The organism is Streptococcus oralis, assembly GCF_965111685.1.
Lineage (GTDB): Bacteria > Bacillota > Bacilli > Lactobacillales > Streptococcaceae > Streptococcus > Streptococcus oralis_B.
This window is the reverse complement of the sequence record NZ_OZ217340.1, coordinates 437,084-460,181: the sequence shown is the minus strand read 5'-3', so window position 1 is coordinate 460,181 and position 23,098 is coordinate 437,084. Positions and strand designations below refer to the sequence as shown.

General features: G+C 43.0%; 22 protein-coding genes, 1 pseudogene, 1 riboswitch and 1 other annotated feature. Of the genes and pseudogenes, 6 read left to right on the top strand and 17 right to left on the bottom strand.

The window, feature by feature from the left end; all coding sequences use genetic code 11:
* Positions 1–4: 4 nt before the first annotated feature.
* From ACLV7H_RS02565 to ACLV7H_RS02525, 9 genes are all read right to left on the bottom strand, one after another.
* Positions 5–571 (bottom strand): aminodeoxychorismate/anthranilate synthase component II, encoded by a 567-nt coding sequence (locus tag ACLV7H_RS02565; RefSeq protein ID WP_411866265.1) that lies wholly within the window; start codon positions 569–571, stop codon positions 5–7.
* On the bottom strand, positions 568–1,929 hold the full coding sequence (gene trpE / locus ACLV7H_RS02560; RefSeq protein WP_411866264.1) for an anthranilate synthase component I: 1,362 nt from the start codon (positions 1,927–1,929) through the stop codon (positions 568–570). Before trpE ends, ACLV7H_RS02565 begins: the two co-directional genes overlap by 4 nt.
* Positions 1,930–2,222: 293 nt before the next feature.
* A complete protein-coding gene (trpB, locus tag ACLV7H_RS02555; RefSeq protein WP_000208452.1) occupies positions 2,223–3,401 on the bottom strand; it encodes a tryptophan synthase subunit beta in 1,179 nt (392 codons plus the stop codon).
* 161 nt (positions 3,402–3,562) lie between these two features.
* Positions 3,563–3,793 (bottom strand) — a binding site (T-box leader).
* Positions 3,794–3,827: 34 nt separating this feature from the next.
* Positions 3,828–5,057: a DegT/DnrJ/EryC1/StrS family aminotransferase gene (locus tag ACLV7H_RS02550; RefSeq protein WP_411866263.1), complete on the bottom strand. Its 1,230-nt coding sequence runs from the start codon at positions 5,055–5,057 to the stop codon at positions 3,828–3,830.
* A gap of 40 nt (positions 5,058–5,097) precedes the next feature.
* The gene (locus ACLV7H_RS02545) at positions 5,098–5,790 is read right to left on the bottom strand and encodes a sugar transferase (RefSeq protein WP_411866262.1); all 693 of its coding nucleotides are present in this window, start codon (positions 5,788–5,790) and stop codon (positions 5,098–5,100) included.
* 130 nt (positions 5,791–5,920) lie between these two features.
* Complete coding sequence (locus ACLV7H_RS02540; protein ID WP_411866261.1) at positions 5,921–7,663, bottom strand: ABC transporter ATP-binding protein; 1,743 nt, start codon at positions 7,661–7,663, stop codon at positions 5,921–5,923.
* Positions 7,653–9,398, bottom strand: a complete 1,746-nt coding sequence (locus ACLV7H_RS02535; protein ID WP_411866260.1) for an ABC transporter ATP-binding protein — start codon at positions 9,396–9,398, stop codon at positions 7,653–7,655. Before ACLV7H_RS02535 ends, ACLV7H_RS02540 begins: the two co-directional genes overlap by 11 nt.
* A 54-nt stretch (positions 9,399–9,452) precedes the next feature.
* Positions 9,453–10,088 (bottom strand): DUF421 domain-containing protein, encoded by a 636-nt coding sequence (locus ACLV7H_RS02530; RefSeq protein WP_411866259.1) that lies wholly within the window; start codon positions 10,086–10,088, stop codon positions 9,453–9,455.
* Positions 10,085–10,540 carry a DUF3290 family protein gene (locus ACLV7H_RS02525; protein WP_411866258.1) on the bottom strand — a complete coding sequence of 152 codons (456 nt, stop codon included), beginning with the start codon at positions 10,538–10,540 and terminating at the stop codon, positions 10,085–10,087. Before ACLV7H_RS02525 ends, ACLV7H_RS02530 begins: the two co-directional genes overlap by 4 nt.
* 134 nt (positions 10,541–10,674) lie before the next feature.
* Here ACLV7H_RS02525 and ACLV7H_RS02520 point away from each other — a divergent pair, with 134 nt between their 5' ends.
* From ACLV7H_RS02520 to ACLV7H_RS02505, 4 genes are all read left to right on the top strand, one after another.
* Positions 10,675–11,502 (top strand): exodeoxyribonuclease III, encoded by an 828-nt coding sequence (locus ACLV7H_RS02520; RefSeq protein ID WP_411866257.1) that lies wholly within the window; start codon positions 10,675–10,677, stop codon positions 11,500–11,502.
* Positions 11,503–11,513: 11 nt separating this feature from the next.
* Positions 11,514–11,900 (top strand): bleomycin resistance protein, encoded by a 387-nt coding sequence (locus ACLV7H_RS02515; RefSeq protein ID WP_411866256.1) that lies wholly within the window; start codon positions 11,514–11,516, stop codon positions 11,898–11,900.
* A 133-nt stretch (positions 11,901–12,033) separates the two neighbouring features.
* A riboswitch (purine riboswitch) is annotated at positions 12,034–12,129 on the top strand.
* Between the two features lie 120 nt (positions 12,130–12,249).
* Entirely contained in the window at positions 12,250–12,831 is a 582-nt protein-coding gene (locus ACLV7H_RS02510; RefSeq protein WP_411866255.1) for a xanthine phosphoribosyltransferase, read from the top strand.
* Complete coding sequence (locus tag ACLV7H_RS02505; protein WP_411866254.1) at positions 12,831–14,093, top strand: nucleobase:cation symporter-2 family protein; 1,263 nt, start codon at positions 12,831–12,833, stop codon at positions 14,091–14,093. The genes ACLV7H_RS02510 and ACLV7H_RS02505 overlap by 1 nt, the downstream gene beginning before the upstream one ends.
* Before the next feature lie 45 nt (positions 14,094–14,138).
* On the opposite strand, the pseudogene ACLV7H_RS02500 reads toward ACLV7H_RS02505, so the two are convergent.
* From ACLV7H_RS02500 to ACLV7H_RS02480, 5 genes and pseudogenes are all read right to left on the bottom strand, one after another.
* Positions 14,139–14,599 (bottom strand): annotated as a pseudogene (locus ACLV7H_RS02500) (DpnD/PcfM family protein).
* Positions 14,596–15,360: a DpnI domain-containing protein gene (locus ACLV7H_RS02495; RefSeq protein ID WP_411866253.1), complete on the bottom strand. Its 765-nt coding sequence runs from the start codon at positions 15,358–15,360 to the stop codon at positions 14,596–14,598. Before ACLV7H_RS02495 ends, ACLV7H_RS02500 begins: the two are co-directional and overlap by 4 nt.
* A gap of 181 nt (positions 15,361–15,541) precedes the next feature.
* A complete protein-coding gene (locus ACLV7H_RS02490) occupies positions 15,542–15,946 on the bottom strand; it encodes a PaaI family thioesterase (RefSeq protein ID WP_411866252.1) in 405 nt (134 codons plus the stop codon).
* 70 nt (positions 15,947–16,016) lie between these two features.
* Positions 16,017–17,498: a UDP-glucose--hexose-1-phosphate uridylyltransferase gene (locus tag ACLV7H_RS02485; protein WP_411866251.1), complete on the bottom strand. Its 1,482-nt coding sequence runs from the start codon at positions 17,496–17,498 to the stop codon at positions 16,017–16,019.
* A gap of 18 nt (positions 17,499–17,516) precedes the next feature.
* Positions 17,517–18,695: a galactokinase gene (locus ACLV7H_RS02480; RefSeq protein WP_411866250.1), complete on the bottom strand. Its 1,179-nt coding sequence runs from the start codon at positions 18,693–18,695 to the stop codon at positions 17,517–17,519.
* Between the two features lie 163 nt (positions 18,696–18,858).
* On the opposite strand from ACLV7H_RS02480, the gene galR reads away from it, so the two are divergent.
* Positions 18,859–19,860, top strand: coding sequence for a DNA-binding transcriptional regulator GalR (galR, locus tag ACLV7H_RS02475; protein WP_411866249.1), 1,002 nt, complete (start codon positions 18,859–18,861; stop codon positions 19,858–19,860).
* 64 nt (positions 19,861–19,924) lie between these two features.
* Here the strand turns inward: galR and ACLV7H_RS02470 are convergent, their stop codons facing one another.
* The 3 genes from ACLV7H_RS02470 to ACLV7H_RS02460 all read right to left on the bottom strand — a co-directional run bounded on the left by ACLV7H_RS02470 (position 19,925) and on the right by ACLV7H_RS02460 (position 22,409).
* A complete protein-coding gene (locus ACLV7H_RS02470) occupies positions 19,925–20,962 on the bottom strand; it encodes a zinc-binding dehydrogenase (RefSeq protein ID WP_045592587.1) in 1,038 nt (345 codons plus the stop codon).
* Positions 20,963–21,316: a stress response transcriptional regulator NmlR gene (nmlR, locus tag ACLV7H_RS02465; protein WP_045592588.1), complete on the bottom strand. Its 354-nt coding sequence runs from the start codon at positions 21,314–21,316 to the stop codon at positions 20,963–20,965.
* A 205-nt stretch (positions 21,317–21,521) separates the two neighbouring features.
* Complete coding sequence (locus tag ACLV7H_RS02460; RefSeq protein ID WP_411866248.1) at positions 21,522–22,409, bottom strand: cation diffusion facilitator family transporter; 888 nt, start codon at positions 22,407–22,409, stop codon at positions 21,522–21,524.
* Positions 22,410–22,541: 132 nt separating this feature from the next.
* Here ACLV7H_RS02460 and ACLV7H_RS02455 point away from each other — a divergent pair, with 132 nt between their 5' ends.
* Positions 22,542–23,096, top strand: coding sequence for a TetR/AcrR family transcriptional regulator (locus ACLV7H_RS02455; protein ID WP_411866247.1), 555 nt, complete (start codon positions 22,542–22,544; stop codon positions 23,094–23,096).
* Positions 23,097–23,098 lie beyond the last annotated feature (2 nt).

Sequence of the window (23,098 nt, the reverse complement as noted above, 5' to 3'; positions counted from 1 at the left end):
TTCCTCACTTTACAACCCTATCAATAAAATTCCGAATAGAAGACAAGCCGTCTGGTGTTCCAATACTTTCTGGATGGTACTGGAAGCCATAAATCGGCAGGCTTTTGTGTTGAATTCCCATAATAGCTTGGTCATCAGTTGAACGAGCTGTCACTTCAAAGCCTTCAGGCATTTCTTCAATCAAAATACTGTGGTAACGCATAACCGCACGGCCATCCTCGATGCCTTGATAGAGAACAGATGGCGCTTCAAAGCTGATATTGCTCTGTTTCCCATGCATGACTTTTGGAGCCAAGCCTAGCTTCCCACCAAAGACTTCTGCGATAGCTTGATGACCCAAACAAATCCCAAGAATTGGCTTCTTACCAGCAAAGTCACGAATCATGTCCTCCATCTTACCAGCATCAACTGGCCAACCGGGACCAGGAGAAAAGACCAGACCATCTGCTTTTTCAGCTTCTTCATACAGCTTGGGATCATCATTTCTCAAGACCTGAACTTCTGCGAAATTCCCAATGTATTGCGCCAAGTTATAGGTAAAAGAATCATAGTTATCAATCAATAAAATCATGGTCTTAGTTCTCCAATTCTAGTCATAGATTTAGCCTTGTTAATGGTTTCTTGGTATTCGTTTTTGGCGATAGAGTCGTAGACAATCCCTGCCCCAGCCTGCACATAGGCTGTTTGATTTTTGAGAATCATAGTTCGGATGGCAATAGCCAAATCCATATCACCCGTCGCAGACAAGTAGCCGATTGCTCCTGCGTACACGCCTCGTTTTTCCGTTTCCAGTTCATAGATGCGTCTCATGGCCCGAATCTTTGGTGCTCCTGAAACGGTTCCAGCTGGAAGTGTAGCTTTCAAGGCATCCATGGCAGTAAGTTCGGGAAGCAAACGTCCTTTCACCACGCTGGTCAAATGCATGACATAACGGAAAAGCTCCACTTCCATATACTTGGTGACTTGAACACTTGCTGTTTCAGAGATGCGGCCAATATCGTTACGCCCCAAGTCTACCAACATTCGATGTTCTGCTGTTTCCTTCTCATCGGACAGGAGGTCTGTCGCCAAGGCCTTATCCTCTTCTTCCGTTGCTCCTCTTGGTCGCGTTCCCGCAATCGGATTGGTTGTCACGATGCCATTTTTGACAGAAACCAAACTTTCTGGACTAGCACCGATAATTTGATAATCCCCAAAATCATAGAAATAGAGGTAATTAGATGGGTTGGTCACGCGGAGATTTCTGTAGAAGTCAAATGGATTTCCAGTAACTTCTGCTGAGAAACGTTGACTGAGCACGCATTGGAACATATCACCATTACGAATCAAGTCACGAGCGGTTTCCACCATTTCCTCAAACTTCTGAGGAGCAATGTGCGGTTTGAAGTCCAGCGGAGATAAATCCAAATCTTCAAATTCATTTGGAGCAGGGATGCGTAATTCCTCAAGCACTTTATTCAAGGCTTTTTCCAAGTCTTCTTGAATACGCTCGCTGTATAGAGCATCCTCTATGACATGAATTTTTTCTTTCTTGTGGTCAAAGACCATGTAACTCTCATAGACAAAGAAATGCATGTCTGGCGTCCCAATGGTATCTTGAGGGATTTGTCCAATTTCTTCATATAGAGAAATCATATCGTACCCAACAAAACCAATTGCTCCACCACCAAAAGGTAGGTCTGAATGGTGCTGGCTCTTATGAGTCACTTCATAAAGGAAATCCAAGGGATCCCGATCAATCACTTGCTCATTTTGATAGAGGACCCCATTTTCAAACTGAATCTCAAAAACTGGATTATAGGCTAGGATAGAAAAACGAGCTGTTTCCTTGTCTCTCGGAATACTCTCTAGGATCACCTTGTGTTTTCCCTTTAGGCGCATATAAGCCAAGATTGGTGATAAGACGTCTCCATGAATGATTCGTTCCATTGTAATTTCCCTTTCAGTTCTACTTCTAGTCCGTGGCGACTGTATGAAAAATCCCCACGCAAAATAACTTGCGTGAGGACGAAATTCGCGGTGCCACCTCAATTATAGGATTTCTCCTATCTCTCATTCCTGTCTCAGAACTTTCCTGTAACAGGCTGTGCGATAAAGGGCACTCCCTTGAGAATTATGTTTTCTTCTCTCGTTTCAGATGGACCCAACCTTACAGCTTTCTCTGCTTGTTTCCAGCAACCACAAGCTCTCTGGGAAAGAAAGTACTGTAATTTTTCCATCTTTTATTTTTTAGCTTCTAGGTAGTCTGCAATCGCAGCTACGTCCTTGTCTCCACGACCAGAGACATTGATGATGATAATCTCATCTTTGCTTAGTTTCGGTGCACGTTTGACTGCTTCAGCGATAGCGTGTGAGCTTTCGATCGCCGGGATAATCCCTTCAGTCTTGCTTAGAAGGAGCAAGGCTTGAACAGCTTCTTCATCCGTCGCAGCTACATATTCCACACGACCAGAATCTTTAAAGTAGGCGTGTTCTGGGCCAACGCCTGGATAGTCCAAACCAGCTGAGATAGAGTAAACTGGTGCCAGCTCTCCATCTTCCTTAAAGACTGCATAGGTCTTCATTCCGTCAACAATTCCGACACTACCTTTTGTCATAGTGGCCGCGTGCTTGTCTGTATCAAGTCCATGCCCAGCAGCTTCTACCCCAACCAATTTGACTTCTTCATCAGCCACATACTGCGAAAAAGCACCGATGGCATTGGAACCACCACCTACACAGGCAATGACGTAGTCTGGTAAACGACCTTCTTTTTCTAAGATTTGACGACGAGATTCTTCACTGATGACCTTTTGGAATTCATGAACAATTGTAGGATAAGGATGAGGTCCTACAGCAGATCCCAAAACGTAGAAGGCTTCAAGGTCATTCATCCATGCTCCAAAAGCTGCATCGACCGCATCCTTGAGGGTACGAGTGCCTGTTTCAACTGCATGGACAGTTGCTCCCATCATCTCCATACGGAAAACATTGAGACGTTGACGCTCCACATCTTCTGCCCCCATGTAGACATCACAAGCCATACCAAACTTGGCTGCAGCAGCTGCTGTCGCAACACCATGCTGACCAGCTCCTGTTTCTGCAATCACTCGTTTTTTGCCCATACGTTTGGCAAGAAGGATTTGTCCTAAAACGTTGTTGAGCTTGTGAGAACCAAGATGGTTAAGATCTTCTCGCTTGAGATAAATCTTAGCCCCACCTAGGTGATCTGTCAAACTTTCCGCAAAATAGAGCGGTGTTTCGCGGCCTGAGTAATCCTTCAAGTAATGACGAAATTCTGCCAAAAATTCTGAATCATCCTTGTACTTGTCAAATGTCACTTCTAGCTCATCCAACAAAGCCTGAATCGGCTCTGGTACAAAACTACCACCAAATTGTCCAAAATAACCTTTAGTTGTCATAAATTTTTCCTCTTTCTGTATTAATTCGGCTTTTTGTTTGCTTTTAGTAGTAGGCAAGGAGCTGCAGATAGAACTTAAGTTCATCAAAGCGACTTAACGCCCTAATAAAAGAAAAACAAAATGACCGAAAGAAAAAAGCCCACACACGGAATCTATTTCCATGTGAGGGCGTTGGTAACGCGGTGCCACCTCAATTATAAAGGGACTATTCCCTTTACATCTCTACCTTGTCTAACAACAAGTTGCACTGTAAGGTGTGCGCACCGAATTTTCATTGTTTCAAATTCATTTTTTAAATCAGCCCACTTTCACTACTTCCAACCACCTGTTCACAATCACCACAGGCTCCCTGAAGATCAAAAATAACTACTTTTCTGATTTATTGAGAATATTATATGTTATTGTTCTATCTTTGTCAAGATTTTTTTATGATTTTTTTCCTGATCCGAGGATTTCTTCGGAAATTCTCACCAAAGTCTGAACGATATAGTCTACTTCTTCATCGCTTAATTTTGTATGAAGAGGAAGCGTAATTTCATTTTCAAAGAAGGCATAGGCTCTTGGATAATCTGCCATATCGAAACCAAGATTCTTATAGGCTGTCAAAAGAGGAAGCGGTTTATAGTGTACATTACTTGCAATTCCTGCTTTGGCCAATTCTTGGATGATGAGGTTGCGTTCTTCTAAACTTGCTCCTTCTACATGGCTGATATAGAGGTGGCGTGAAGATTCGACAGTATCAGTCTTGTGTGCCAATGGATGAATGCGAGAACCCGCAAAACCACGATCATAACGGCCCACGATGTCCTTACGACGTTGTAGCAAAGCTGGGTAACGGTCCAACTGTACCAAACCAATCGAAGCCATGATGTCCGTCATGTTACACTTGTAGGCTGGTGTTACGATATCGTATTCCCATGAACCCAATTGCATCTTAGCAAGGGCATCTTTGGTTTGACCATGAAGGGAAAGGATTTGGAATTCCTTGTACATTTCTTCGTTATCAATCGCTGGATTGGCTTTCCAAGTCGCACTTCCTCCCTCAGCTGTTGTAAAGTTCTTAACAGCATGGAAAGAGAAGGAAGTGAAGTCAGCGATAGAACCAGCTGGTTGCCCTTTATAAGTAGATCCCAAAGCATGTGCACTATCTGAGACAATCACGATACGGTTAAAGGCCTTTTGCCACTTGCTAGCCGCTGTAAAGAGGTCACGTTTTTTCTCCACGACTTGGAACAAACGGTCATAGTCGCAAACAATCCCTGCAAGCTCTACTGGAATAATCACCTTAGTCTTTTCAGTAATGGCTTGCTCAAGCAAGTCATAGTCCATCTCAAACGTATCTGCTTGGATATCTACCATGACAGGTGTTGCTCCTACGTGTGTAATCACACTACATGAAGCTGTATAGGTCATGGCTGGAACGATGACTTCATCACCTGGTCCCACTTCAAGCACACGCAATATCAACTCAAGAGCGGCGGTCGCAGAGTTTAGGCAGACAGTCTTAGGTGTCTGTGTGTATTGAGACAAGCGACGCTCCAGTTCTTTTGTCTTCGGACCTGTTGTGATCCAACCAGAACGCAGTGTATCTGCTACTTCAGCAATTTCAGCTTCGGTAATATCAGGTGGTGAAAATGGAATATTGTAGTTTGGCATTGATTTGCTCCTTTTTTGTACTCATTTTCTCATGACTACTTTATTTTAGTACCTCAAACACGGTTTGAAACATGATTTTGATGTCTCCAAGGAAACTAAATTCTCGGAGATAAGCAAGGTTATAGCGCATCTTTTCAGGAAGAACATGCTCCACATAGGCCAGGTCAACTGACATACCTTTCTCCGTCATTTGACTGATGATAGTGTCCTCATCCTTGTAGTTGATGCTGGCTGGAGAGGTAATCCCTGCGGGTAAAAGCAAGGTCGCCATCATTTCAGGACTATATTGCTCTGTATAGCGTGGTACTTCAGGTCTTGTCCCAACAAAGGACATTTCGCCTTTAAGGACATTGACCAGCTGAGGCAGTTCGTCCAGACGCACACGGCGGATGAAATTTCCAACCTTGGTAATGCGGCTATCGTTGGCTGAAGTCACCAGACTTCCTTTTTTATCCGCATCCGTTACCATGGTACGGAACTTCCAAATCTTGAACGGACGGTTGTACTGGGTCACGCGCTCTTGCTTATAAATGACTGGTCCCTTGCTATCCAACTTGATCCAAATGCTCAAGATAACAAAGACGGGAGAAGTCAAAAGTAGCAAAAACAGGGCCAGAACCCAGTCCAGGCAACGCTTGAAAATCAGCGAACCCTTCCTTTTAGAGACAAGCTGGTAGTAAGACTCAACCTCGCTTGATTGCATTTCCACGGGCAAGTCTTCCCATTTCAGCATGCTGTTTCTCCTTTGTTTTTATTATACTATTTGTCAACATTTTTCATTATACCACAAAATGGAAAAGGCAGTGCAAGAAATCTGTGATTTGAATAATTTCCTTCTTATACTCAATGAAAATCAAGGAGTATTATGACATGGCCCCTGCCTGTAAACTATACATCTTGTGATAGATTCCTCCCAAGGCCAAGAGTTCCTCATGGGTTCCACTCTCGATGATGCGCCCCTTGTCCAAAACATAGATACAGTTGGCATCTTGTATAGTTGAAAGGCGATGAGCGATGGCAATGGTCGTCCGCCCCTGTCTCATCTTAGCTAGGGAATCTTGAACCAAACTTTCTGTTTCAGAGTCAATATTGGCTGTCGCTTCATCCAAAATCAAGATTTTAGGCTGACTTGCGACTGTTCTGGCAAAGGCAAGAAGCTGACGCTGTCCAGTAGAAAAGCTCGAACCACGCTCAGACACAGGTGCATCATAACCCTGCGGAAGCTCCTGAATAAAGGAATCTGCATCCACAAAGGCAGCCGCAGCCTGTACCTCTTCATCACTAAGATCTTGGTACATGGCGATATTGGACTTTATAGTCCCGTGATAGAGGAAGGGATCCTGCAAGACTAGACCGATGTTTTTTCTCAGCTCTTCCTGACTATAGTTCCTGATATCCACCCCATCCAAGAGAACTCGGCCTGACTGAAATTCATAAAAACGCATGAGGACATTGATAATCGAAGATTTCCCTGAACCTGTATGACCTACAAAGGCAATGGTTTCTCCCTTCTTAACTGAAAAGGAAATGTCATCCAGAATCTGGTGTTTACCGTCATATGAGAAACATACATGTTCAAAACGAATATTGCCTTCTTTGACCTCGGCCTGGCCGTTTTCTTGAAGGGGTTCATAGGTCCTCTCGTCGATCAGAGCAAAGACACGGCCTGCAGACACCATGGACGTTTGAAGGGTTGAAAAGTTTTGCGTCACCTCAATCAAAGGGTCAAAGAGGCGGTTGATGTACTGGATAAAGGCATACATGGTTCCGGCCGTTATCCCGATTGAAAGACCACGGTAACCAAAGTAAGCCATCAAAACGGCGTAGCCTAGGAGTTTCAGTAAACTCATGGCAGGACGTAAAAAGAGGGCATCCAAGGCCACAGAACGGTTGGCATAGACCAAGTGTTCTTGGTTGATTTCATCAAATTCTGCCTGCAGGCGCTTCTCTTGATTAAAGGCCTGGATAATCCTGATTCCCTCGATATTCTCTGCCAGCTTACTATTGATATCTGACAAGAGACTTCTGGTTTTTTCGATGATTTTCACTGACTTTTTCCGATAGAGATCGACCAAAAGGAAAATCAAGGGAAGAAAGAGCAGGACTAAAGCTGTCAAACGAAAATCCAGTACCAACATGGTATAAAGGGTTGTCAGAAAGATAAAAACTGCTGAAATAAAGCTGGATAAAATCCCCGAAAACATATCACTGATGGTCTCGGTGTCATTGGTCAAACGAGAAACGATGGAACCTGCTGGCGTCTTGTCAAAATAAGACATGCCCAGTTTCTCCATATTGGCAAAGGCATCACGACGAATATCTCTAACGATACTGTAGGACACCCGCGCAAAGAGAAGATTGCCGACATACTGAACTAGAGTTTGTAGGATGTAAAGACCATAGTAGGCCAGCAAAACGGTCACGGCAAGTTGGTTAAGATTACTGAGATACTGGTCGATAAAGTGGGAAGCAACCAGAGGAATCACGCTTTTAATGACCGTAGTCGCTAGGAGAAAACTGAGTGCCAAAAAGGTCAGGAGTCCATAGGGCTTGAGATAAGACATCAAGCGCTTCAATACAGCCCATTGTTCTTTCTTATTGTGCATCTTCTTCTCCTTTCATTTCCAACTGCTGAGACTGGTAGGTTTGGGCATACCAGCCATCCATAGCTAGCAAGTCTTCGTGCCTGCCCCGTTCGATAATTTGACCATTTTGCAGAACCAAAATCAAATCTGCATGGACAACTGCACTGAGGCGATGGGCCGTGATGATGGTTGTCTTGTCCTTACGCGTTTCCTTGAGATTGTCGATAATCGCATACTCTGTCTTGGCATCCACGGCGGACAAGGAATCATCTAGAATCAAGATATCAGGGTCTAAAATCATCGCCCGACTCATAGCCAGACGTTGCTTTTGACCACCTGAGAGACTGACTCCTTTTTCACCGATCAGCGTATCAAATCCCTGAGGCATGTCTACAATATCTTTATAAACTTGAGCTAGCTTAGTTGCTTCCTCTACTGCTGAAAGAGGCAAGTTAGAATTGCCAAAGCGGATATTGTCTAAAATCGAAGTCGCAAAGAGGAACTGGTCCTGAGGAACATAGCCCATAAGGCTGCGAAGGCCCGTCAGACGATAGTCACGAATATCGTGACCATTTAGGTAAATGGCACCCTTATCCACATCGTACTCACGCAAGAGGAGTTTGATCAAGGACGTTTTCCCAGAACCTGTCTGCCCGACTAAGCCTAGGGTTTGCCCTTTTTCTAAACCAAAGTGAATATCTGTCAGTGTCTCCTCATTTTCAAAGGCAAAGCTTTCAATAGCGTACTCCAAGCGCCCATTTTCAATATCGTCCAGGGGAAACTCAGGGTCATGTACAGGAGATTCCTGAGACAAAAGATTCTCAATTCGCTGGTAGGACACCTTCCCTCGCTGAGTGATATTAAAGAGGAAGCCGATGGCCATAAGAGGCCAGACCAACATATCCAAGTAGCTGATAAAGGTGACCAGATTCCCAACTGTAATCTGCCCCTCCTGAACCATCAAGGAACCGACCAAAAGGGTTAAAACATAGGACGAGCCAACAAACAAGAGAACCATGGGATCGAAGAGACTATCGTATTTCATGGTTTGCAGGTTCTTTTGGAAGGTCAATTCATTGATTGCCTGAAAAGACTCTAGCTCGTCCGCCTGATAACCGAAAGATTTGGTCACTTTGATACCTGATACAGACTCCTGAACCTTATTATTGAGTTCAGAAAAGGCAGCTTGAGATTCTCCGAAAGCCTTATGAGTCTTTCTCCCTAGACGACTGGTCGCATAAGCCATGAAAGGTAAGGGAAGAATGGCAACCAAGGTCATTTGCCACGAAATACTAAAGAGCATGGTCAGCAAGGTCACTAGAGCCGTGATAGAGGCATCGACCGCAGACATGACACCACCACCTGCGAGACGAGTTAAGGCATTGATGTCATTTGTGGCGTGCGCCATCAAATCCCCTGTCCGATAGGTCTGATAAAAGGCAGGCGACATTTTAGTAAAATGCTCAAACAAACGAGACCGCATAATCTGCCCCAGACGGTAGGAGGTGCCAAGGATATACATGCGCCAAACATAGCGTAGATAGTACATACCCAAAGCTGCAAGAAGCAGATAAAGGAGGTTCAAAAGCAGGTCTTGCTGGCTTAATTGCCCCGACGTAATGGCATCAATGACCCTCCCCATGACCATGGGGGGAATGAGATTGAGGACGGAAACCAAGACCAAGGCCACAATCCCGACTAAATAACGGCGTTTTTCTAACTTGAAAAACCACCAGAGTTTTTGAATAATGGACATAAAATCCCTTTCTGATTGCAAATGGAAACCTGAGGCAGGAACCTCAGGCTTTTCTTATTCATAGGTTACGACTGTGACGGCGCCCTTGTCATACTCCGCGATAAAGATATTGGCAACATTGTCATACCCTTGTTTGCTGAGGTTATCAAGTAGCCATTCTTCGCTCCGACCAATGGTCTCCAAAATTTCGACTTGGATCACACCGTCTGTAACAACAGGATACTTGGGATTTTCGTCTCCCATTTGGACCACGATGAGTTGACCGTTTTGCTCCTGCATAGCGCGTTTGACTTGTTTCATTTGGAAAATTCCCTGACTACGGAGCTTAAGAGCTACGTCCGCTGCTGATAAACCAACCGAACGGCAGGCTTCTGGATCAATCTTCCCATTATTGATGAGCAGGGTTGGCTTCCCATCAATTAAACGTTTCACAAAGTGAACATTGTTGTTAAGCCATTTGAGAGTCAAGACCAGAATGGTCCATATAATCAGGATAACTGCATACTGAAGGATACTGATAGCGCTATTGTAAATCACCCCACCGATGATACCCCCAAGTACATAGTTCTGAATTTGATCTATCGCTGAGTTAGGCGCTAGGTTGCCCTTTCCTGTCACATTGATTACAAAAACCAGAGAAAAGAGACCCAAGGCTAGTTTGATTAAAATTTCGATATAATTGAGTGTCATTTGTTCTCCTCCACCAGTTCAATTGCATCTGTTTTATACAATTCCACTTTCTCTAGCAGATGCTTGTCAGGCTCACTGCCGTTCAGGGCACGGTAATAGCGATCACCTACCTTGATAAGTGCGCCATCCGTGTCTGCAGAAGTATTGACATAAACTTCCGACTTGTCAACTCCCAAATCTTTGGAAACAAGCTCGATGAAATGAAGTGAAGTCTGAAATTTATTGTTAGAAACTTGATTGTTTTGGTAAGTCGAGATACTAATCAAAAGGAGAGCCAGTAAGGTCAAGGCTGAAATCATGACCAACTCACGAAACTTGGTGCCCTTTTTATCATGGTAAGCCATGAAAGCTAGAAATCCTGTCACAGATAATAGGACAATCCCTAAACCAATCATGATCCCATTTTGCTGACCGATTTGGCTGAGTACATAGTCATAAGAATAGAATTTCATGGTTTTTCACTCCCTTTCATAAAATCATTCTTACATTATAAACAAAAGAAGCCGATTTTTCAAACCATACGTTGGGGAAATAGAGCTTTTTTTGGTATAATATAGTCTATAATCTCAATGAAAAAGGTAACTTTATGAAACTCATCTCATGGAATATTGATTCCCTCAATGCAGCCCTAACTAGCGACTCTGCTCGCGCCAAACTGTCCCAAGAAGTCCTACAAACCTTGGTAGCTGAAAATGCTGATATTATCGCTATCCAAGAAACCAAGCTTTCTGCCAAGGGCCCTACAAAAAAACACTTGGAAATTTTAGAAGAACTCTTTCCAGGGTATGAAAATACTTGGCGTTCTTCCCAAGAACCTGCTCGTAAAGGCTATGCTGGAACCATGTTCCTCTATAAAAAAGAACTCACACCAATGATCAGCTTCCCAGAAATCGGTGCTCCTTCTACCATGGACTTGGAAGGCCGCATCATCACCTTGGAATTTGATGTATTTTTCGTAACTCAAGTATACACACCAAACGCTGGAGACGGTCTAAAACGCTTGGAAGAGCGTCAAGTCTGGGACGTCAAATACGCTGAGTATCTAGCTGAGTTAGACAAAGAAAAACCAGTCCTTGCGACGGGTGACTACAACGTAGCCCACAAGGAAATCGACCTTGCAAACCCTGCCAGCAACCGCCGTTCACCTGGATTTACAGACGAAGAACGTGCTGGCTTTACCAACCTCTTGGCAACTGGATTTACCGACACCTTCCGTCATCTTCACGGCGATGTCACAGAGCGTTACACTTGGTGGGCGCAACGCAGCAAGACTTCTAAAATCAACAATACAGGCTGGAGAATCGACTACTGGCTCACTAGCAACCGCGTGGCTGACAAGGTGACCAAGTCTGACATGATTGACTCAGGAGCTCGTCAAGACCACACGCCGATTGTATTGGAAATTGAACTTTAAGGAGAAAGCTAATGGACTATCAAGCTGTTATTCCTGAATTTGTAGTATCTGACCTCGAAAAGTCACGCCACTTCTACTGCGATTTGCTCGGTTTTAGGATTGAATACGAACGGCCAGAAGAAAAATTTCTCTTTCTTTCTCTTGAAGAGTGTCAGCTAATGCTAGAGGAAGGCAGCACAGAAGAATTAGCCCAACTAACCTATCCTTTCGGGCGCGGTGTCAATATTTCCTTTGGCATTGAAGATGTCCCTCAGCTCCACCAAAAACTGCTGGAAGCTGACTATCCTATTTATCGTCCGCTGACCAAAAGAAAATTTCGTGTTGGGGATCACTATATCTACCCTCACGAATTTGCAGTCTTGGATCCAGATGGCTATTTTTTAAGATTTAGCGAATAGAAGAATAAAAGGCTACAATACTTTCTAGCGTTGCAGCCTTTTATTCGTTCGTTTTCATGATCTATTTACTAACAAAATATTTGATTTATAAAGCTAATTGGTGTAAAATAAAAACATTGGCAGTAGCCTATTTAAAATTGAATATCATTTTACTTGTTTATGTCGTGAATTGGCACGACGTTTCTACAAGGTGCCGGAACACCTAACAATGAGTATGTCAGCTGAAGGTATGGTGTTGGCCATGCCTATTTTGGGGACTTACTTAGGGGATTAAGTAGGTCCTTTTTCTATTTCTTGCTAGAAACTCTAGACAAGCAAATGAAGTATCTTTTAGACTTTAGGAGGTCTTATGAAATTATTAGAAGAGCGCATCCTTCAGGATGGGCATATCTTGGGGGACAATATCCTCAAGGTGGATTCCTTTTTAACCCACCAGGTTGACTTTAGCTTGATGCGAGAGATTGGTAAGGTTTTTGCAGACAAATTCGCTTCTGCTGGAATTACCAAGGTCGTGACCATTGAAGCGTCAGGCATTGCCCCAGCCGTTTTTACAGCTGAAGCCTTAGATGTCCCTATGATTTTCGCCAAGAAAGCTAAAAACATCACCATGAATGAAGGCATCTTAACTGCAGAAGTATACTCCTTTACCAAGCAGGTGACCAGCACCGTTTCTATCGCTGGAAAATTCCTCTCACCAAAGGACAAGGTCTTGATTATCGATGATTTCCTAGCCAATGGCCAAGCTGCCAAAGGCTTGATCCAAATCATCGAACAGGCCGGAGCTAAAGTTGAAGCCATCGGTATTGTTATCGAAAAATCCTTCCAGGATGGTCGTGATTTGCTCGAGAAAGCTGGCTATCCAGTTCTATCACTCGCTCGTTTGGAACGTTTTAAAAACGGTCAGATCGTATTTAAGGAGGCAGATCTCTAATGCAAAAACAAGAAAAACACTCGCAAGCAGCCGTTCTTGGCTTACAGCACTTACTAGCTATGTACTCAGGTTCCATCCTAGTCCCTATTATGATTGCGACAGCTCTTGGCTATTCAGCTGAACAGTTGACCTACCTAATCTCCACAGATATCTTCATGTGTGGGGTGGCCACCTTCCTCCAACTCCAACTCAACAAATACTTCGGAATTGGACTACCAGTCGTTCTCGGAGTAGCCTTCCAATCGGTCGCTCCCTTGATTATGATTGGGCAGAGTCACGGTAGCAGAGCTATGTTTGGTGCCCTTATCGTTTCAGGGATTTATGTAGTTCTGATTTCAGGCATTTTTTCAAAAGTAGCCAATCTCTTCCCCTCTATCGTAACAGGTTCTGTCATTACCACGATTGGATTGACCTTAATTCCAGTCGCTATTGGAAATATGGGAAATAATGTCCCAGAGCCAACTGGTCAAAGTCTCTTGCTTGCTGCTATCACTGTTCTGATCATCCTCTTGATCAACATCTTTACCAAAGGATTTATCAAGTCTATCTCCATTTTGATTGGTCTGGTTGTCGGAACCGCCATTGCTGCTACTATGGGCTTGGTTGATTTCTCCCCTGTTGCGGCAGCACCACTTGTCCATGTTCCTACTCCCCTCTACTTTGGGATGCCAACTTTTGAAATCTCTTCCATTGTCATGATGTGTATCATTGCAACGGTGTCTATGGTTGAATCCACTGGTGTTTACCTAGCCTTGTCTGATATTACCAATGACCCAATCGACAGCACGCGCCTACGCAACGGTTACCGCGCAGAAGGTCTGGCCGTACTTCTCGGAGGAATCTTTAACACCTTCCCTTACACAGGATTTTCACAAAACGTTGGCTTGGTCAAATTGTCTGGTATCAAGACCCGCCTGCCAATCTATTATGCAGCTGGTTTCCTAGTCCTCCTTGGACTCCTTCCTAAGTTTGGAGCCCTCGCTCAAATCATTCCGAGTCCTGTTCTTGGAGGGGCCATGCTGGTGATGTTTGGCTTTGTTTCCCTTCAAGGGATGCAAATCCTAGCTCGTGTTGACTTTGCTAACAATGAACACAACTTCCTTATCGCAGCTGTATCAATCGCTGCAGGTGTCGGACTCAACAACAGTAATCTCTTTGTCAGCATGCCAACAGCCTTCCAAATGTTCTTCTCAAATGGAATTGTCGTAGCCAGCCTACTCGCCATTGTACTCAATGCCGTATTAAATCGGAAAAAGAAATAAAAAAAGAGGTGCGAGCCTCTTTTTTGTGTGACAAAATAAAAACATCTACTCATATATGCTAGTCTCATAGTCCTGAAAATCATCTGCATCAAGAACAATTTCACAACTCTTATACTTTTCTCTTACAATACGTTCCGCTTCATACTTATCTTCAGCTTCTATACTCACTAAACGGGTTAGAGTTTCAGTAATTTCTATAGTATACTTTTTCATCTTAAGTTTCTCTCCAATAACTCACTTATTAGCAATAATCTATGTTTTGGGCTTTCCAACCACTCTGGTAATTCATCTCCATATTCCCAGCTATATTTTTTATTCAATAAAGAAAGTTGTTTCTCATCACCAAACTCCATATTTTCAGATAACCACCTCACACAATCAGGGTCTGATAAAGTATAAACCATTACACATAAGTTTTCATAATTACTCTCTGTTTCATAATCAGGCCAGATGACTTTTAAGAAATCATACACCTCTTCTGATGCAACAAGTTGTTTCGTTTTCATAATTTCCGATACTTTCCTCTACCTTTAAATTCTATTATTTCTTTGTCTCTTAATATTTGAAGCTGTTGCCTAATCTTTTCTTTGATATGATTGTTTTTAACAAAGATATTTTTTAGGTCACTTTCAAAACGATACATATCTTCAAGGGTAAATTCTGAACCCTCTATCTTATCTATACAATTTAGAATTTCTATTGTCCAACCTCTTACTGAAAGAGAGTTCTTCCTTAAAAATAAACTTTGCTTAAATTCTTTTGTAACTTTTTCTGGATCCCTAACTTGCCCATTTTGCACGAGAAATATTCTTCCTTTAGAAGGTACTTGTGATAAATCAATGTTACAACCAATCCAACCTGCTCGTCTAGCAGTTGGCGCAAGTGGCTTCCTTTGAATAATTGATTTCGGTGTAACAAATTGCTTTGGAAGGACCAGAAAATTATTTACCTCAAAATTTTTTGTATAAGTTAAAAAAAAGAAATTAGGATTATTATCTGCCTGCACACGCTCCATCATCGTTGCATAGGCACCATCATTGATTGTTGATGAAAAATTTCCTTTTTTGCTCTTTAGTTCAAACTCCTCACTACAATGATTACAGTAAAAATCTGCTACAGGCCGATTATTTTCAAAATGATTTAAGGGATTTTTCCCACAATTAGGACAATAAGACTGACGATAAACCCAATCCTCCGTTAAGATACGAGCCTTTTGGCTATTACTTTTATAGTTTTCTACTAATTCTAAATTAAATTGTAATTCCATTCAAAAATTCCTCACTAATATGAGAATTCACTTTATATAAGCAATTAAAAATCTACTATAACTAGTATACCACATATATGTACCTATTACCTTTGTATTTCATCACTCTCTTTTATACTTCCTTCTAACATATCTCATAAACTAAAAATGAGCGAGAAAAATTTATCCCACTCACCTTTCTTTATATCCTCACCTGTCTCTCATCCGACCTCTGGCCTGTGACAAACATGGTAAAGGTTGCCTTACAGACATTTTTGCCATCTTGATTGCAGATATCGACAGCCACGACACAGGTTGTGCGTCCTTGATGGACACATTCTCCTTTAATGGTTAGCACATCGTCGCGTTTTCCTGCCTTGAGGTAGTTGATAGAGGATTGGAGCGTCACTACGTCTAATCCTAGCGAGAAGAGCACCAATCCACTAATCTGATCACATAGGGTAAAGAGATAACCACCATGAGCATTGCCATAGTAGTTGAGCGACGAGTCCACTACTTTGGTCGTCACCTCAACGTGGCCATCTTTCATCTCTTTAATTTCATAATTTTCAAAAGCTGATATAGCGTCAAAATGAAAATCTTTCATATTTTTCCTCCTAAATTTCAAACACTATATCATACTACTACTTTTTACAAGACTAGGCAAGAATTATTCACTAGTCTGGTAAAATTCCGACTTGTTCTACAAAGCGCATAAAGGCTGCTTGTCCCTGTTCCGTTTGCTTGTAGACTCCCGCATCCTCAAGTACACGTGCAAAGATAGCACCCACAGAATCCTTAACGATTTCAAGGGCTTTTTCTTTATCCGTCAGATCTGGATGTTGGACTTTGAGTTGGTCTGCCCATTCCTGATGATAAGCGGCAACTGAGACATCTTCTCCGACAAGGTAGGCTGCTACTTGCTCCACTTCTTCTTTCAGACGTGGTGGCAGGATAGCCAAGCCCATGACCTCAATCAAACCGATATTTTCCTTCTTGATATGTTGGACATCCTTGTGGGGATGATAGATGCCATCCGGATGCTCTGCCGAAGTCTGATTGTCCCGCAAGACTAAGTCCAACTCAAACTGTCCATCACGCTTACGCGCAATCGGTGTGATAGTGTGATGCGGTATCCCGTCTGTCTCTGCTAAAATCTGCACACTAGGATCTGAATACTGGCGCCACTCCTGCAAAATCTTATCAGCCAAGTTGGTAAAATCCTCTTTGGAATCCGAAGTCAAACGCAACACTGACATTGGCCACTTGACAATCCCAGCTTTTACCTGTTCAAAACCAGTAAAAGAGAAGGTCTTTTGCAGAGGAGCCAATTCCATAGGAAAAACATGTCGTCCCCCCTGATAGTGGTCATGGGTTAAGATAGAGCCTCCCACAATCGGCAGGTCAGCATTTGAGCCCGCAAAATAACCTGGAAACTGCTCTACGATAGCTAACAGACGCTCAAAGCTCTGCCGACTAATGGCCATGGGACGATGCTGACCATCTAAGAAAATACAGTGCTCATTAAAGTAAGCATAGGGCGAATACTGGAAGCCCCATTCCTGACCCGCCATTTCAAAACGGATAATCCGGTGGTTGCTACGAGCTGGATGGTTGACCCGACCATGGTAGCCTTCATTCTCTAAACAAAGCTGACACTGAGGATAATTGCTAGCTTGCACCAACTTGGCTGCCGCAATCTCCTTAGGATCCTTTTCAGGCTTAGAGAGATTGATGGTGATCTCCAGTTCTCCGTAGTCAGACGGTACACGATAAGCAATATTTTTAGCAATGGCCTTGAGTTTGATGTAGTCATTTTTCTGGCTAAGTTGGTAAAAGTCCGCAATTGCCTGCTCAGGAGATTGGGCGTAGGTGCTCCAAAAGTCCCGATTGACCTGACTTGGACAAGGGGTCACCAAGTCCATCAGTTCAGCACCAAGGATTTCACGCGCAGTCTGACTATACTCAATCGTCTCTAATCGAACGGCTTCCTCGACCAGCTGGTCCTTGAGGTCAATCACTTTATCCAGATCCGTCTCAACTTCCAAAACACCTTCGCCTACTCGTGCTAAGACACGATTGGTCAGGTAGATTCGATCCATTTCCTCAAATGAACTTTCAGAAATGACATGTGTTACAAATTTATCTACTAAGGTCACGATAGAGCCTCCTTTTAACTAGTCAAGGATGCGAGTCCCACCTGCAACTTCAGCGATATAGAAGCTTGGAGCGTATCCAACGACTTCCTCGTAATGCTTGCCAACAGCTTCCTTAAAGGCCTCAACAGCGTCTTTTTGAACCAAGGCAATGGCACAGCCTCCAAAACCTGCTCCTGTCATACGAGCACCGAGAACACCTTCTTGATCCCAAGCTGTGTGAACAAGGGTGTCCAATTCCAAACCAGTTACTTCATAATCATGCTCAAGAGAAACGTGAGATGCATTCATCAAGCGACCAAATGTTTCCAAATCACCTGCTTGAAGGGCTGCTTGAGCTTTAAGGGTACGTTGGTTTTCAAGCACAGCATGGCGAGCTCGTTTCAAACGATTTTCTTCTTTAATCAGATAGCTGTATTGGTCAAAGGCCCATTCGTCCAATTCACCCAGGGTCTGAATATCCAAAGCAACTTGCAATTCTTCCACAGCTTTCTCACACTCAGCACGGCGCTCATTGTATTTAGAGTCCGCTAGTTCACGACGTTTATTGGTGTTCATGATAACAACAACATTGTCCTTCAAATCAAGTGGCACCAAGTCGTACTCCAAAGTATTGGTATCTAGGTAGATAGCACGTTGGTCAGCCCCCATACCGATAGCAAACTGGTCCATGATACCAGAGTTGACTCCGATAAAGTTATTCTCAGTTTGTTTTCCGATTTTAACTAAATCCAAACGGTCTAGTTTTAAATCAAAGAGATGCTCTGCCACGACCCCTGTCAAGAGTTCCAAGGATGCTGATGAAGACAAGCCAGCACCATTTGGGATATTCCCAAAGACATAGAAATCAAAACCTTTGTCAATGACATGGCCAGCCTCCTGCAAGAAATGGAGAACCCCTTTTGGATAGTTAGTCCAGCTATGCTCTTTTTCAAACTTGAGATCAGCAAGAGGCACTTCGACGATGCCCTTGTCCTCAAAGTTGGCTGAGTAGAAACGCAAAACTTGGTCGTCACGTTTTCGAGCCGCCCCATAAGTTCCCAAGGAAATAGCTGCTGGGAAAACATGTCCACCATTGTAATCCGTGTGTTCACCAATCAAATTGATACGACCTGGTGAAAAGAAGGTTTGGTCTGCTTCTTGACCAAAAACGGCAAGAAAGTCTTTGCGAAGGGCTTCAGTAGTAAGATGTTGTGTCATATGAATTCTCCTTTGACTGTCCGATAAGTCACCTTAACGTGTAATCGTTTTCTTCTATTGTATCCAAGGCTTTTACCAAGGTCAATCCTTTTTACTAAAGTTTTACTAAACAACCGATAAAAAGAAGAAAAATATGATATACTAACCTAAAAGAGGAGGATTTATGGCTACATTAAAAGACATTGCACAGCTAGCCTCTGTCTCTATCGCGACCGTATCCCGTGTCCTCAATCGCGACCAGAGTCTATCTGTTACAGAAGAAACCAGACATCGTATTTTAACCGTTGCTGAAGAGCTGGGCTATAACAAGCACCTCAAAACAGGCGAATCCCACAAGCCCAAGCAGAAAATTGCCATTATCCAATGGGTCAGCGAGCAGGGGGAGCTAGACGACCTCTACTACTACCAGATTCGTCTCGGTATTGAAAAAAGAGCCCAAGAGTTGGACTATGATATCTTGCGCTATTTTAATGACCATCCTTTTACACTGAGCGAAGAGGTAATCGGAATACTCTGTATAGGAAAGTTCAGCCGAACACAGATTTCTGCCTTTGAAGAATACCAAAAACCCCTAGTCTTTTTAGACAGCGATACACTTTCATTGGGACATACCTGTATTATCACTGATTTTTACACTGCTGTAAAACAAGTTGTCGATCACTTCCTCAGTCAAGGGCTTGATCGTATCGGGATTCTCACCGGCCTTGAAGAAACAACTGACCAAGAAGAAATCGTCCAGGATAAGCGACTTGAAAATTTCAGAAACTACAGTCAAGCGAAGGGAATCTATCATGATGAACTGGTCTTTCAAGGAAGCTTTACTGCCCAGTCTGGCTATTACTTGATGAAGGAGGCTATTCAGAGTTTGGGAGACCAACTGCCACCAGCATTTTTTGCAGCTAGCGATAGTTTAGCTATCGGCGCCCTCCGTGCCCTCCAAGAAGCTGGAATTAGCCTACCAGACCGCGTCAGCCTCATTTCTTTTAACGACACTAGCCTGACCAAGCAGGTCTATCCTCCTCTTTCTAGCATTACCGTCTATACCGAAGAAATGGGCCGAGCAGGTATGGATATTCTTAACAAGGAAGTTCTACACGGTCGCAAAATCCCTAGTCTAACCATGCTGGGCACCAGACTGACATTGAGGGAAAGTACTTTGCATTAAGTACAACAGTTCAACATAAAAAATCCTAATAGAGATTCTCAAATCTCCATTAGGATTTTCTTTTCTAGTCTATCACAATCATCGATTTAATGGTCTTGCGTTCATCCATGTCTTTATATGCCTGATCAATATCTTCTAATTTATAGCTTGAAGTAAAGACACGGCCTGGGTTGATATCACCATCAAGAACAGCTTTTAGTAAGAATTGCTTATCGTATGTTGTGACAGAAGCTGGGCCACCACCGATTATTGTATTTTGACCAAAGGTTGAGCCAATGGCACGATTTTCATAGTGCGGTACACCGACAAATCCTAAGCGACCTCCGTTGTGAAGGACTCCCAGAGCTTGATCCACAGCTGCTTCTGTTCCAACACATTCCAGAGCTGCATCTGCCCCGCCTCCAAGGATTTCTCTTACCTTGGCAATTCCTTCTTGACCACGGTCTGCAACAACAGCTGTCGCACCTGACTCCATAGCCATCTTTTGACGATCTTCATGACGGCTCATAAGGATAATTTGCGATGCTCCACGCATCTTAGCAGCGATGACAGCACACTGACCAACAGCCCCATCACCGATAACAACAACTTTATCCCCTTTTTGAACATTAGCAACACGCGCCGCATGATAGCCTGTTGGCATGACATCAGCAAGAGTCAAGAGAGACTTGAGCATACCTTCGCTATAATCTGAAGGCTGTCCTGGGATTTTAACCAACGCCCAGTTAGCAAAGTGGAAACGAATATACTCAGCCTGGACACCACCTGACCAGTTGTTACCAGGATGATGATCACACGAACCATCAAAACCAGCACGACAAGCATCACACTGACCACAACCATGTGTAAACGGAGCTATGACAAAGTCACCAGCTTTTACTGTAGTAACGTTTTCACCAACTTCTTCGATAATTCCGATAGCCTCATGACCGCTATTTCTATGTCCTTCTTCGATTTCGGGATTACGGTAACTCCAAAGGTCTGAACCACAAACGCAAGTGCGGACAATGCGGATAATAGCATCATCTGCTTCTATAATTCGCGGACGTTCAATTGTAGCAAGTCCAACCTGGCCTGCCTTTGTATATACTGCTGATTTCATTTAAAATTTTCCTTCCTTGTAAAGTTTAATTTTGAGATTTAAGCGATTTAAAGCCGTCTGTAACTGAGACAAACGCTCTTCTAATTTTTTCTTTTCCTCTTCTAAAATACCAAGCCTTCCCTCTCGCGTTTCATCCCCCTTTTGGTAGAGCGACATATAGTCAACTAAACTGTCTACAGAGACACCCGCCGAACGGAAACACTTAATAAATTCCAGTGCTTCTATATCCTGATCTTGAAAGTCACGAATCCCAGTTGCAGTTCGAGTAATCGGTGGCACAAGACCAACTCGCTCATAATACCGAATCGTATCCGCTGAAATTCCCAATAAGTCGCTGGCAGATTTAATATTCATATACTATCCTCCTTTCATATCCTTCATTGAATTTAAGCAATGATAACTCACTTATCTTATTATACAACTTTGAGTTGACTCCAAGTCAAACATTTTGCATCTAAAAGAAAAATTCTTTTAATTACCAAACTTTTAAAATATTTTAACTAGAAAGAAAATACTCTATTTCAAATAACATAGGGGCTCAATCATTCTTGATTCTGTACTAATGATTCCCATGCTTCTGCTCTAACTCTCCCACCCTCCGCCTATGTTGCGCATGATTGCTTTGACTGCTATCCACTTCAATAGTGATATTCTGCACGCCTCTTTCTTCTAAGAATTGACGCACCACTTCTTTGGTTTCCATCATCTGTTCCCAGTCCTTAATACAAATGTGAACAATAGCATTGTTCTCTAGACCATCCATGGACCAAATACTAAGTTGGTTGACACTTTTGACATTGGGTAGAGCCTCTAAATCCTTCTCCAAATCATTTGTCTCGACCCCTTCTGGCACAGCATCTAGGAAAATTTTCAGCGTGCTCCCAAAGCGAGGAATAGCTTTTGAAAGAATAAAGATGGAAATGACCAGCGATAAAAGCGGATCGAGGATATACCAATCTGTAAATCGGAGGATAATCGCCATTAGAATGACAGCCAACCAACCAAGGGTGTCTTCCAAAAAATGCAAGCTAAGGATGGATTCGTTTTTTGTTTTTTCCTTTCGAACTACCAGACTAGCTAGCACATTGATAGCTACTGCAATGATTCCCAGCCAGAGGATCCCTTCCTCATTAACGGGTTGAGGGTGAACGATCTTTGTGATATTTTCCAAGATCACTAGGACAGAACCTATCATAAGAATCACAGCAGTTAGCATAGCCCCTAAAAGGCTGAAACGCTTGTAACCCAAGGTGTACTGCCCATCTTCTTCACGATTGGAGATCGTTTCTAGAAGGGCTGAGATGCCAATGGCTATTGCATCTCCCAAGTCATGAACAGAATCAGCAAGAACTGCACTTGAACCAAAGATTCCTCCTGCGATAAACTCGACTATCGCATAGCTTAAATTTAAGAAAAAAGCTAACCAGATAGATGTTTTAGAACTCATTTCTCTCCCTCCTTTGGTATAATGGGTATATACATACTTCTTTCATTTGTATTATCTAATAAAATCCAAAGAAAGGATAGAAGCAAACTGTCAGCCTTATTCAGTTCTGAACAGTTAGCCCCAAGTGTCTATATGCAAAAAAGAGATCGTCGAGTCAGCAAGACTAAAAAAGCTATCTATCAAGCTTTTTTACAACTTTTGAACGACAAAGGCTATGATGTCACTACTGTTCAAGATATCATTGACTTGGCAGATGTTGGGCGCTCCACTTTTTACTGTCATTACGAGAGTAAGGAACTCCTTTTAGATGAGCTCTGTCGCTACCTCTTTCATCATCTCTTTGAAAGGGAAGGACACTTTACTACCGAGGACTACCTCGCACATATCTTTTTACATTTTCAGAAAAACCAGGACCATGTCACCAGTCTCCTTTTTTCCAAAAACGACTACTTCCTCCGCCAATTACATAAGGAGCTCGAACACCACGTTTACCCCATGGTAGCGGAGGATTTGCAAGAAGCCTATCCAAACATTCCGGCCTCCTACCTCCAGCATTTTGTTGTGACAAACTTTATCGAGACCCTAACTTGGTGGCTAAAAAAAGGAAAATCTTATACCGAAGACCAAGTGGTGAGATTTTACCTTGATGTAATGGAGATGACCTCTAGAACTCCACTTGATAACTAAGC